Raw genomic sequence first — 12,081 nt, forward strand, 5'->3', positions numbered from 1 at the left:
ATGTCCGGATGGTGAGCAGGCTAAAGTTTCACTCCAAATGCCAAATCCCCAGCATCCCCTATACCGGGAACAATATAGCCTTTGCTATTTAATTGGGTATCAATGGCCGCTATCCACAATTGGGTATTCTTTGGAAAAACTGTCTTAATATGGTCTATCCCGGATTGGGAACCAATTACCGATATAATATGGATCTGCTTGGGTTTGCCATGGTTTTTAAGTGCATTCAAAACATTCTCCAACGTTTTTCCAGTGGCCAGCATTGGATCTGTAAGAATTAAGGTTTTATTTTCCAGAGATGGGGCGGCAAAGTATTTTACTATAACTTCAAAAGCATCTTCATCTCCACGGTGATGCCTATAGGCAGAAATAAAGGCATTCTCCGCATTGTCAAAATAATTTAACAGGCCCTGATGTAAGGGGAGTCCGGCACGTAAAACGGAACACAGCACCAAATCATCAACGGGCATGGACATTTCTTTGGTTCCCAAAGGTGTTTCAACCATTTGGTTCCTATAGTTTAGGGTCTTGCTAAGTTCGTAGCCCAAAATTTCCCCAATACGTTCAATATTACGCCTAAAGCGCATGCTATCGCGTTGAATATTGGCATCCCTGATTTCGGCGACAAATTTATTTAGCAGTGAATTTTCTTCCCCTAGACTATGTATGATCATTGCTTATGCATTTAGTTTCAAGATACTGAATTCCCCTTACAAACACTATAAAATATTCAGTATCCGCAACAGGGTATTGCCCTTTTTCTTCAAAATAATTATCGCTGCCATAGAATCAACTTGTTTTCCAGCGGCACGGAAATATTTTCATAGCAGGGAACTATCCGGGCTGTATAATGACTGTCCGGCCTCTTGGTCCTTATACAGGCATGGCACTCATGATCCAATCCATTCTTTGCGAGCCCCACGATCTCCATTTTTATAATTTCATTTGGATTGCCATTAAGGCCTTCGGCAAAAAGCTCAACAGAAATATTGTCAGGACTAAGGTGGTTTAACCAGACCACCGTTTTAAATTGATACCCTTCCACAATATTTTCAATTTGGGTTTGGACAAAGCGCATTTGCCACCACTTATTTTGTAATTCAAGATAGGTGTCAACTATTATTTTTCCTGCCACTCCCTTTTTGGACGATCTTTTTTTGTAATTGATTGCTGCCGGAAGGTAATATTTCTCCGTGTATTCACGAACGGCACGGTTTGCCGAAAACTTTGGGGTTAAGGTGGACATACTATTTCGCATTTTTGCTACCCAATGTTCGGGTATCCCATCTTCATTGCGATTATAAAATTCCGGTACCACTTTTTGTTCCAACAGTTCGTACAATTCGTTGGCCTCGACAGCATCCCAAGAGGAATCCTCCCCATGTTCATGACCATCGCCCAATGCCCAACCTACTTCCGGGGTGTAGGCCTCTGCCCACCAACCGTCCAGCTCCGATAAATTGATCCCACCATTTACCAGAACCTTCATACCACTGGTACCGCAGGCCTCCCAAGGACGCCTAGGTGTATTTATCCACACATCTACCCCTTGAACAAGATGTTCTGTTAACAACATATCATAATCGCTTAAAAAAACTACGTGCTTATATAGGTTATGCCTTTCAATAAATTGCACCCATTGTCTTATCAATGCCTTTCCGGACTCATCATAGGGCGGAGACTTTCCCGCAATTACCAATTGCACCGGCTGCTGTGGATTTGTTAGAATGCGAATAAATCGTTCCCCATCATGCAAAAGTAGGTTTGGTCTTTTGTAGGGAACAAATCTCCGTGCAAAACCCAGTGTTAAAGTTTCCTTGTCAAAAATATGTTTGGCCATTTCCACGATTTCCGGAGACTGACCGGCATCCTCGGTCTGTCCTTGGAACCTTTCCCGGATAAAGTTTATCATGTAATGTCTAGAATCGTTCCGGAGTTGCCATAAATCAACATCGGAAACGCAGTAAATATCTTGCTCAACAGATTCCAAATGACCTCTCCAGCGTTCTTTACCGCAGGAATGCGTCCAGATTTTATCGGCGTATATAGAATCCCAGCTGGGCATGTGAACTCCATTGGTTACATATCCAACCGGCACTTCGCTGTTAGGCCACCTTTGAAATAAATTTCCAAAAAGATTACGACTTACCTCCCCATGAAGCCTACTCACCCCATTTACAGCACTACTGCCATGAATAGCCAGATAGGCCATATTGAAATACTGGGATAAATTAAGCGGGTCCTCCCTACCCAATGCCAACAGATCGTTAAAATCTATATGTAATTCCTCTTTGGCATAATTGGCAAAAAACTGCCACATTAAAGTTGGACTAAAATTATCAAATCCGGCCGCCACCGCCGTATGGGTGGTAAACAAATTTCCTGCACGGGTTACTGCCAAGGCCTCCTGGAACGACACGCCATTCTCCCGCATAAAATCGGCCGCCCTTTCCAGTACAAGAAAGGCGGAGTGACCTTCGTTCATATGGCATACTTCAGGTGCAATATTCATTGCTCGGAGCAATCTCCATCCCCCTATACCCAAAATAATTTCCTGCTGAATGCGAAGATCGGTCCCGCCACCATACGCTGCACTGGTAATGCCCCTGTGGAGCGGCATATTAACCGGATCATTACTATCCAACAAGTAAAGTTTCACCCGGCCCACCTGTACCTGCCATGTGCGCAACCAAACCGTATGACCGGATAAGGATATATTGATCCGCAACCATTCCCCATTGGGCAACCGCAGTGGCGAAATGGGCAATTGCCCAGGGTCATTGTACGGAAAAAGTGCCTGTTGGGTACCAAATTGATCTATCAACTGCCTAAAATATCCCTGTTGGTAAAGTAGTCCCACAGCGATAACGGGAATACCTAGATCACTGGCCGATTTTAATTGATCCCCAGCAACATTACCAAGGCCACCAACATAAATGGGCAGTGCTTCGCTAAGCATGAATTCCATGCTAAAGTAAGCAAGGCATTTTAGGGGGGATGAGGGATATTTCCTTTGGAACCACGCGGGGTCGTTTTGGAACTTCTCCTTAAGTTTTATCATTTCATTTAACTTGTTCCGGAAAGCCTCATTGCCCATTTGAAATATGAGCTGGTCCCGGGACACGTTCTGTAAAACTACCCACGGATTATGGGTCTCCATCCATAGTTCGGAATCTAATTTGTACCATATTTCATCCACGGCATGGTTCCAAGACCAGCGTAAATCCAGGGCCAACTCAGCGAGCTCGTCAACACCATCAATATCCGTTGGAATAAAACCATAAACCTGGTTGTTTTTCAAAGTCCCTCCCAAATTACTATTTTTCATTTCTTGACTATTAGTTGTTTTCAAATTCGGAGTTCCTTAGGGTTGTTAATGATTTAATTAGAAGTTATTGCCTACCTCAACAGACTCACTTTTTTTGTTCCAATACCGAATTGGAAATATAAAAAGGGTCTAAACCGCTATTCTGGATTAGAGGTTTGGATCATTGTTCAACCTTAAATAAGAAGATATTGCTCCAAGAACTTGTTTCAGGATACTGTTTTAAACAAAATAAACTCCCCTATATTGACCATATCTATAGCTCCAATTAATTTTGAATTCCTTGTAACGGGAAAAAAGCTTTTCTTTTCCTTTCCTACCAATTCCAATACTTTAAGGATTTCTGTAGATTCATCAATTGCGGTGAAGTTCTTATCCATAATTTCCTTTACAAGTGTTGAAGGGGTCTTGGCATACTTAATAACATCCTTCTGGGTTACAATTCCAATAATTTCCATGTCCTTGGCTACCACAAAATCTTTTTCCGTACTTGCCATAAGGATATCTATAACTTCTTGAACATTATTATCCGGACGTAATATCGTTATATTGGTCAAAGTGGCCTCCTTTACCAGATGTCCCTGCAGCAGGGAATTTTGCTTAACCATTTGATTCTCGCCATAAGCCCCGAAGAAAATAAAAAAGGCAATAAGTATTAAAAAGGGATTTACGAAAAATCCTAGTATAAAAAATACCACAGCCAAGGCCTGGCCAATACTGGCTGCGATATTCGTTGCATCTACACGACTCAATCTAAATGCTAACAAGGCCCTAAGTACCCGTCCGCCATCCATAGGAAATGCAGGTATAAGATTAAATACCACCAACATTACATTGGCTACAAAAAGATAAAATAGAAAATTCTGTAGGTTGGGTGCATATAGCATCTCTTCTACCATTATATTATCGAAATTGAAATAGCTTTTGATAGGTATTATAAGAGACAAAATAATGGCTATCACAACATTAACAGCCGGACCGGCCAAGGCTACCAAAAGTTCCTGCCCCGGTTTTTCCGGCATTTTGTCCAAGGTGGCCACACCGCCAATGGGTAGAAGAATAATTCTTTGAGTCTTGATTCCAAACTTTCTAGCGGTCAGGGCATGACCCAGTTCATGTAGTACTACACAGGCCATCAATACCAAAATAAATCCTTGGTTAACGGCCACCCTTTCAAAGTTTCCACTATTCTGAAACTCAACAAAACCGGCCCAAATCAATAATAGTGCAAAAGTCCAATGGACCTCCAATTGAATACCGGCAATCTTTCCCAACCTTAAAAAACCTTTCATAAATAATATTTTGCTGAAGATATTTCCACAGCACGACATTGACAATGACAAATGTCATATGTGCTAAAATTGCCCCGTGCAAATACCTAGGGGAGCAAACCCATAATCTTCAAACCAGAAAAACTATAGTACGGTAATAATAAATTTGGAAAGGCCTAGCGGTAAAAACCGGTAGTATTAGAAGAAAAAAGGGGTAATATCAGCTTATTTTTAATTTTCGTATCCTGGCATTTATCGAAGCTATTTCCTCCTTTTGCAATTTTCGGATAAGAGTCCTAAAATCCTTTTCCAATCCTGGATCTTGGTCTTTAATATCACAAAGGGCCTGTAAGGCATTCACCCTTACAATTCTACTTTCTGCAGGGTCACTTGCCCATTCCTTAAGTTTCGCCAAGACAATTTCCAATTCATGGTCATTCAGCGGCAACCTGGACACCAACAAGGACAAGTGCCACTTCAATTCCTTGTCTTCGGCGCTTTGGAGCAACCCCAATAAGTCACTTTTGTGACTTGCAAGATATTCGGGATGCCTAAGGGTGCTTTTTTCCACGGTATCTGCAGCCCTCATAACTATTGGCCTATCCTTGGAGTACATATAACGGAATAAAATGTCGAAGTCCTTCTGGTCCCGTATTAAAGGTACAAGAAACTTTACCCCACCTATTGTCCTTAGATCTCCACCCTCCAAATATTTTCTCATTTCTCTTTTATCCATATCTCATGAACTTAACATGCCTCCATCTACCACATGGGTAGTTCCGGTAATATATTTACTCTCGTCCGAGGCCAGGAAAAGTGCCATGGCTGCAATCTCGCTAGATTCTGCATAACGACCTAAAGGTACAGCGGCCTCAAAGCCTTTCATAACCTGATCAGGACTACTGGGCGACATATCCTCTTCAATACGCCGCATCATATTATTGTTGACGGGACCTGGATGAATGGTATTCACGCGAATTTTACGTTTGGCATTTTCTTGGGCCGCAACCCTCATTATACCAACTACTGCATGTTTGCTGGCCACATAAGCTCCCAACCCAGAAAAGCCCTTTAAACCTGCCACAGAAGAAGTGATTATCACACTGCCACCTTGTTGCATTTTCGGAATTACATGCTTGCACCCAAGCCATACCCCTTTTAGGTTTACCCCAATTACCTTATCGAAAATGTCGTCCGGATATTCCGAAATTGGTTTGGAAGTACCTTCAATTCCGGCATTGGCGAAAAATATATCGATCTTTCCATGAACCTCGAGAGCCGTCTCGACAAACTTTTCGGTATCCATAGCCTTTGAAACATCGGCAACACAAATGGACAGATTCTCGTGATCTATGGCCAAAATCGCCTTTTCCAAAACTTCCCTATCAATATCCACGATAACCACCTTGGCACCTTCCTGTAAAAACAATTTTGCCGTGGCCAATCCTATGCCCCCAGCACCGCCCGTTATAACGGCTACTTTACCCTTTAGTCGTAACATCTTAATTATTTAAAGTTATCTTTCTTACTTCCCAACCTTGATCTTGGGTATGTACCCCAACCAAGCCTTTTGATAGTTGTTTCACCCCTACTGAAGGTCTCTGGTACCTTTTTTTGGTCATTTGGATATTATACCTTCTATTAAAAAACTCAACAATTTCCCCAGAGGTATCCAGCATAACATCGTGAAATTTAAATTCGTAAATATCTAGATTGAATTCGTTTTTCCCCTTCATGGATTTCTCAAAAAGGACAGCCGTAGTAAAACCATTCTTAAAGGGATAAACATTTAGTAGCTGGGGTTCAAGTACTACCTTACCCTTGGTATCTATAAACCCATAAACGGGAACACCATCCTCCACAATTTTGGTAATCAGGCACCTACCTTCATTAAACATAGGGTATTGAACACCGGAAATATCCTTTTTAGAGGTATCCGCATCCTTTTTCCAATAAATATCGTTGCGAAAATTAATGACCATTTGTCCCTCTTCATTAATAAATCCCCATTGATTCCCTTGTCTAACGGCCGCCAACCCTTCGCTAAACGGAGCTATCTCATCAATGTTTTTAATAGTTTGGGAATGGAATACGTTCGGAAGCATTAGCATTACGAATGCCGTAATAATATATTTTTTCATGATTTTGAATTTTAATTTCCTCTAAAATAGTGTATCGTAATCCAGTACAAAATGACCAATGTCAGTAGTGCACAAATATAAATTGCCAAGCCCGGTCTTTCATCCCTGTTCGTAGTTTACAGGAGTATAGGAGATATTAAATTGGAATGAAGCCTTCCCAAAGTTCAGGGATCCTTGAAATGTCTCTATTTAAAGCTTATATAGTGACCAATATCATTTTAAATAGTCCCGCCACTGTATATTTTTGTTTCAGAACATTTTGACATTCTACCGAGACCTTGGCCTAGTCTACCAAGAATTGGCAATTTTGCATGGGGGCCATCACCTCACATAAGGGAATTGAAACGGCTGTCATAAGTAGAACTAAGATGATCATAACCATAAAAAACATACAATGAAACACATATTGGTACCTGTTGATTTTTCCGAACACTCGGCCTATGCGCTGGAGGCCGCTGCTGGCATAGCAAAACAGCAGAACGCGGATATTACCATATTACACATGCTGGGAATTTCCGAGGCAGTAGTTGCCGAAGACGAACTTTTAGAATACGAAGAAGCCAAATACTTTATGGGGCTTGCAAAGAAAAAATTTAAGACCTTCCTGGACAAACCCTATTTAAAGGATATCACTATTCATAAAATAGTGCAGAACTATAAGGTATTCAGTGAGCTTAACAATGTTGCCAAGGAACAAAATATAGATTTGATCGTTATGGGTTCGCACGGTAGTACAGGCTTCAATGAAATTTTTATCGGCTCCAATACCGAGAAGGTTGTCCGCACTTCCGATATCCCTGTTTTGGTTATAAAAGATCAAAATTCAAACTTCTCTATAAACAATATCCTATTTGCCTGCAGTTATTCGGAGGATATGATAGAGGCCTTTAAAAATGTTAAGTTGATGGCACAGAAATTTTCGGCCAAATTAAAATTGGTTTACATCAATACCCCATATCAGGATTTTTTGAGTACTCCTGAAGCCGCTGATCGCATAGCCAAATTCATGTCCAAGGCCGGGGATACCCGATCTAAAGTTGAAATATACAATGACCGCAGTGTGGAAAATGGCATACTGAATTTCAGTAAGACCGAAAAATTTGACCTACTTGCACTTCCAACACATGGAAGAAAAGGCGTTGCTCATTTCTTGTTGGGAAGTATAGGTGAAGATATCGCCAACCACGCGAGATTACCGGTTATGACATTCAAGATCTGACAAATAAACGGAGTCTAACCACTTCTACTTTATTATTCCTTGAGCAAAAGTTCCAATTTGCCCAACATTACCAATTCTGCCTTATTTTTTCCTGAAAAACTATTGGAAATGGCATTCGCTGTATCCAATATAAGCACCTTTATGAACGCGCTGAACATACCTCTATTGTCTTTATAGAAATCCTTAAATTCATCGTAGCATGCTTCACTTTCCAAATCATTGTCCATTGACCAATCGAACACCGATTCGATTTGAAAGGCCGCGTCGGTACCAAATTCATCCTCCAGCTCATCTACTTCCAACCAATATTTTCTAATAAAAGACCTAAGCTTGCTTACTTCCTTACCATGTACGCGGGAATCTGCCATGGCAATGGCATAAAATAATTTTCCCAGGTTTTCGTACAATTCCTTACCTACTTTCTTTGTATTTTTCATTTTTATATTGTTCAAGAGTATGCGTTAAAAATAGCGAATAGACCAAGTTTTTTATATGACAATAATCAGTTTAAAAATTTTATCTTTGGCTTATGCAGGCCTTTCAAAAAAACAGTGAAATATTCAACCTTCTTTCCGAAGGGGTATCCGAAGGAATTATAGTTGTCAATACCCAACAGCTTATTGTAGCCACCAATTCCTCGGCCGGGAGAATGTTTGGCTACCATAAGGGCGAGCTTCTTGGAAAACCCTTGGACACCCTAATACCCAGAAGGTACCACGGGCATCACGGCCACCATGTGGAGGACTTTATTGATAAAAGTGAACGTAGGCAAATGGGCCGGGGTAGGGATTTGCACGGGGTACGTAAAAACGGCGAGGAATTTCCGGTCGAGGCGGGTCTAAATCCGTTTAAGCTTTATGACGAAACCTATGTAATGGCCCTAGTTATCGATATTACAGAACGTAAGATCAAGGAAAAGGAACTTAGCCATTGGGCCAGGATCTTTGATGAATCCCTTAACGAAATTTACGTTTTCAACGCCAAAACACTACATTTTGTAAATGTCAACAAAGAAGCTCAGCGAAATATGGGCTATGACCTGGAAGATTTTAAGGCCATGACCCCATTGGATATTAAGCCCCATATGGACGTGCCACAATTTAAACTACTTATAGACCCGTTGTTGAAGGGAGAAAGGGATAAGGTAAAGTTTGAAACAGACCACCAAAGAAAGGACGGATCTATTTATCCTGTAGAAGTGCATATTCAATTATCAATTCTTGGTGAAGAGCAGGTTTTTGTTGCCATAATACTCGATATCACAGAACGAAGAAGTTACACGGAAAAACTAGAAAAAAAGGTCCAAGAGCGTACCAAACAACTTACCGAAGCCCTGGCCAAGGAGAAAGAACTGAACGAACTAAAAACACGCTTCCTTTCCTTGGTTTCCCATGAATTCAAAACCCCTTTGAGCAGTATACTTACCTCTATAACGCTATTGGCCAAGTATACCGAAAGTCACCAACAGGAAAAGCGCGACAAACACGTAGAAACAATAAAGAACAAAGTACGATATTTGGATACCATTTTAACCGATTTCCTTTCGGTGGAGCGTTTGGATTCAGGAAAGGTAAATTACAAGATCGAAACTTTCCCTCTAAGCAAAATTATAAACGAGGTTGTTTATGGTGCAAACATGCTACTTAAGGCGGGCCAAACCATCCAATATCCAGAGAATATCGATGACATTTTCATCAGATTTGACGAAAAAACCTTAGAACTTGCCTTGTCCAACCTAATTCACAATGCCATTAAATACTCCCCTGAAGATACAACCATAAGTCTAGCGGTGGATAAGGGAAAAGATACTATATTAATAGAAGTTATTGATCGTGGTATTGGCATACCTGCCGAGGAACAAAAACATATTTTCAATCGTTATTTTAGGGCAGAAAATGCATTATTGAACCAAGGTACGGGCATTGGACTTAATATTGCCAAACAGCATTTGGAAAATCTTGGCGCCACTATTGAATTTACTAGTGAAGAAAACAAGGGATCTATTTTTACTGTAATTATCCCATTAGAAAACATAAATTAAAAGAACAATGAAGACTATTCTATTGATCGAGGACGATAGGGCCTTACGTGAAAACACCGAAGAGCTTTTGGAGCTTTCAGGTTATTCCATGATTACCGCCCCGAACGGAAAAATTGGTATCCAAATGGCGAAAGAAAAATTGCCGGATATTATCGTCTGCGACATTATGATGCCGGAAGTAGATGGTTATGGTGTTCTAAAGGAGTTGTCTTCCAATGAAAAAACCAAACACATTCCTTTTATATTCCTATCTGCCAAAACCGAACACAAGGAAATACGACGGGGAATGGATCTGGGAGCAGACGATTACCTTACCAAGCCTTTTGAAGAGGAAGATCTTGTAAGTGCCATTGAAAGTCGTTTGGCAAAAGTGGAACTTTTGGGGCGCATGGCACAGGAAGGGTCACAAGGTACTGCAGGTTCGGAAGATCAAATACGCACCTTGAACGAGTTGAAGAATTTTTTTGACGACAATGGTGAGCCCACTAGTTTTCTTCAAGGAAGTACCATCTACCAAGAAGGTACATATTCGCATAAAATATATCTTATCCTAAAAGGAGTGGTAAAATGCCATACTATGGACGAGGACGGAAAAGAACTGATCACTTCCCTCTATAGGGCAGACGACTTTTTAGGATTTACCTCTTTTATAGACAATATTCCTTATCAAGAATCGGCAACCGCCATTGAGGATGTGGAACTGGCCGGGATATCCAAGGAAAATCTAAAACAGGTATTGGAAAATAACCACAATATCTCCTTGGAACTAATGGAACTGCTTACTGGAAATATTAAGGACATAAAACAGCAATTGTTGCAAATGGCCTACAGTTCCGTTCGTAAGAAAACCGCCCAAACCTTGCTGCAGTTCGCAGAAATAATGAACAAAAAAACCGAGGATCCCATTAAAATTTCCCGAAACGATCTGGCCAGTGTAGCCGGTATTGCCACCGAAAGCCTTATACGAACACTCTCCGGTTTCAAAAAAGAAGGGCTTATAGACATTGAAGGTAGAAATATCCGTATCAAGGAATTAAAGGCCTTGCAGTACATCAATTAAGTATATTCTTAAAACATAATTTTTATTCAAAACTGACCAATGTCATATTTCAGTTATGATCATAAGTCTAGTTTTGTATTGATGTAGCTATTTAATTGAATGAAGAATATACTGTTCCCCACCGATTTTTCCAAAAATTCTTGGAACGCTATTGAATATGCCATAAAGCTGTTCAAGGATGCCCCCTGTAATTTTTACGTACTCCATGTTGATTCCTTGAGTCGATCCGGTATAGAGAGCAATTCCTTCGTTTTGCCATCCAAAGGCATCAATACGGCACTCAGGGACAATCTTACGGATACCTTTGCCCGCATAAAAACCATCACCACCAACAAGGACCATCACTTCATTGCCCTGCATGAATATGGAAATCTCATAGATATTATTCGAAAGACCGTATTGGATAAAAAGATAAATCTAATTGTCATGGGGACCAAAGGGGCTTCTGGTATAAAAGAAACCATTTTAGGCAGCAATACCGGGAATGTAATGACCAAAGTACCCTGCAATCTATTGGTGATTCCAGAAAAAGCCGTGCAGTGTGTCCCCAAGGAAGTTGCCTTTCCTACCGATTACAATATTTTCTATTCCCATTCTATTTTGGAGGCTATTTCAAAAATGCTACGGCTCACCAAAGCCAAGCTAAGAGTTGTTAATGTCACCAAGTCCAATGTACCACTAAATGATGCCCAAAATCAGAATATGGCCTATCTACAGGACTATTTGCTGGAACTCTTCGAAAAATCGCATAGCATGCACAACCTAAAACATGAAAAGGCAAAAAGTGCCATAGAGCAATTTGTGGTCCGTGAGAAAATAGATATGGTAATCATGGTGGCCAAGAACCTTAATTTTTTACAGCAACTGCTTTTCGATACCACCATTAAAAAAATTAGTTTTCAAACCAGTGTACCTTTACTAGTCCTGCACGAATAAACACCCACCCATAGATTGATATTGGGCTACTGATAAATGTCATAGGTTTTATAGGTCGCTACCGATAACTTTGGTAGGTATACAAAAG

11 protein-coding genes are annotated in these 12,081 nt (G+C 40.7%); 4 read left to right on the forward strand and 7 right to left on the reverse strand.

Annotation, left to right across the window (positions count from 1 at the left end; all coding sequences use genetic code 11):
* Positions 1 to 20: 20 nt before the first annotated feature.
* The 6 genes from upp to LV92_RS16360 all read right to left on the reverse strand — a co-directional run bounded on the left by upp (position 21) and on the right by LV92_RS16360 (position 6,737).
* Positions 21 to 674 (reverse strand): uracil phosphoribosyltransferase, encoded by a 654-nt coding sequence (gene upp / locus LV92_RS16335; RefSeq protein WP_111624675.1) that lies wholly within the window; start codon positions 672 to 674, stop codon positions 21 to 23.
* Positions 675 to 772: 98 nt separating this feature from the next.
* Positions 773 to 3,328 carry an alpha-glucan family phosphorylase gene (glgP, locus tag LV92_RS16340; RefSeq protein ID WP_111624676.1) on the reverse strand — a complete coding sequence of 852 codons (2,556 nt, stop codon included), beginning with the start codon at positions 3,326 to 3,328 and terminating at the stop codon, positions 773 to 775.
* A 206-nt stretch (positions 3,329 to 3,534) separates the two neighbouring features.
* A complete protein-coding gene (locus LV92_RS16345) occupies positions 3,535 to 4,617 on the reverse strand; it encodes a site-2 protease family protein (protein ID WP_111624677.1) in 1,083 nt (360 codons plus the stop codon).
* Positions 4,618 to 4,816: 199 nt separating this feature from the next.
* Positions 4,817 to 5,332, reverse strand: a complete 516-nt coding sequence (locus LV92_RS16350; RefSeq protein WP_111624678.1) for a hypothetical protein — start codon at positions 5,330 to 5,332, stop codon at positions 4,817 to 4,819.
* 3 nt (positions 5,333 to 5,335) lie between these two features.
* Complete coding sequence (locus tag LV92_RS16355; RefSeq protein WP_111624679.1) at positions 5,336 to 6,097, reverse strand: SDR family NAD(P)-dependent oxidoreductase; 762 nt, start codon at positions 6,095 to 6,097, stop codon at positions 5,336 to 5,338.
* Position 6,098: 1 nt separating this feature from the next.
* Positions 6,099 to 6,737, reverse strand: a complete 639-nt coding sequence (locus LV92_RS16360; RefSeq protein ID WP_111624680.1) for a WG repeat-containing protein — start codon at positions 6,735 to 6,737, stop codon at positions 6,099 to 6,101.
* Between the two features lie 394 nt (positions 6,738 to 7,131).
* Here LV92_RS16360 and LV92_RS16365 point away from each other — a divergent pair, with 394 nt between their 5' ends.
* Positions 7,132 to 7,956, forward strand: a complete 825-nt coding sequence (locus tag LV92_RS16365) for a universal stress protein (RefSeq protein WP_111624681.1) — start codon at positions 7,132 to 7,134, stop codon at positions 7,954 to 7,956.
* A gap of 32 nt (positions 7,957 to 7,988) precedes the next feature.
* Here the strand turns inward: LV92_RS16365 and LV92_RS16370 are convergent, their stop codons facing one another.
* The gene (locus tag LV92_RS16370; RefSeq protein WP_111624682.1) at positions 7,989 to 8,393 is read right to left on the reverse strand and encodes a hypothetical protein; all 405 of its coding nucleotides are present in this window, start codon (positions 8,391 to 8,393) and stop codon (positions 7,989 to 7,991) included.
* A 92-nt stretch (positions 8,394 to 8,485) separates the two neighbouring features.
* Between LV92_RS16370 and LV92_RS16375 the strand changes: the two genes are divergently transcribed.
* The 3 genes from LV92_RS16375 to LV92_RS16385 all read left to right on the forward strand — a co-directional run bounded on the left by LV92_RS16375 (position 8,486) and on the right by LV92_RS16385 (position 11,993).
* Positions 8,486 to 9,997: a sensor histidine kinase gene (locus LV92_RS16375; RefSeq protein WP_111624683.1), complete on the forward strand. Its 1,512-nt coding sequence runs from the start codon at positions 8,486 to 8,488 to the stop codon at positions 9,995 to 9,997.
* 7 nt (positions 9,998 to 10,004) lie between these two features.
* A complete protein-coding gene (locus tag LV92_RS16380; RefSeq protein WP_111624684.1) occupies positions 10,005 to 11,057 on the forward strand; it encodes a response regulator in 1,053 nt (350 codons plus the stop codon).
* A gap of 99 nt (positions 11,058 to 11,156) precedes the next feature.
* A complete protein-coding gene (locus LV92_RS16385; RefSeq protein ID WP_111624685.1) occupies positions 11,157 to 11,993 on the forward strand; it encodes a universal stress protein in 837 nt (278 codons plus the stop codon).
* The last annotated feature ends 88 nt before the right edge of the window (positions 11,994 to 12,081 follow it).

This window comes from Arenibacter echinorum (assembly GCF_003259375.1).
GTDB classification, from domain to species: domain Bacteria; phylum Bacteroidota; class Bacteroidia; order Flavobacteriales; family Flavobacteriaceae; genus Arenibacter; species Arenibacter echinorum.

Coding starts and splice junctions, on each gene's coding strand:
- upp (WP_111624675.1), bottom strand. CDS start 674: ATGATCATACATAGTCTAGGGGAAGAAAATTCACTGCTAAATAAATTT.
- glgP (WP_111624676.1), bottom strand. CDS start 3,328: ATGAAAAATAGTAATTTGGGAGGGACTTTGAAAAACAACCAGGTTTAT.
- LV92_RS16345 (WP_111624677.1), bottom strand. CDS start 4,617: ATGAAAGGTTTTTTAAGGTTGGGAAAGATTGCCGGTATTCAATTGGAG.
- LV92_RS16350 (WP_111624678.1), bottom strand. CDS start 5,332: ATGGATAAAAGAGAAATGAGAAAATATTTGGAGGGTGGAGATCTAAGG.
- LV92_RS16355 (WP_111624679.1), bottom strand. CDS start 6,097: ATGTTACGACTAAAGGGTAAAGTAGCCGTTATAACGGGCGGTGCTGGG.
- LV92_RS16360 (WP_111624680.1), bottom strand. CDS start 6,737: ATGAAAAAATATATTATTACGGCATTCGTAATGCTAATGCTTCCGAAC.
- LV92_RS16365 (WP_111624681.1), top strand. CDS start 7,132: ATGAAACACATATTGGTACCTGTTGATTTTTCCGAACACTCGGCCTAT.
- LV92_RS16370 (WP_111624682.1), bottom strand. CDS start 8,393: ATGAAAAATACAAAGAAAGTAGGTAAGGAATTGTACGAAAACCTGGGA.
- LV92_RS16375 (WP_111624683.1), top strand. CDS start 8,486: ATGCAGGCCTTTCAAAAAAACAGTGAAATATTCAACCTTCTTTCCGAA.
- LV92_RS16380 (WP_111624684.1), top strand. CDS start 10,005: ATGAAGACTATTCTATTGATCGAGGACGATAGGGCCTTACGTGAAAAC.
- LV92_RS16385 (WP_111624685.1), top strand. CDS start 11,157: ATGAAGAATATACTGTTCCCCACCGATTTTTCCAAAAATTCTTGGAAC.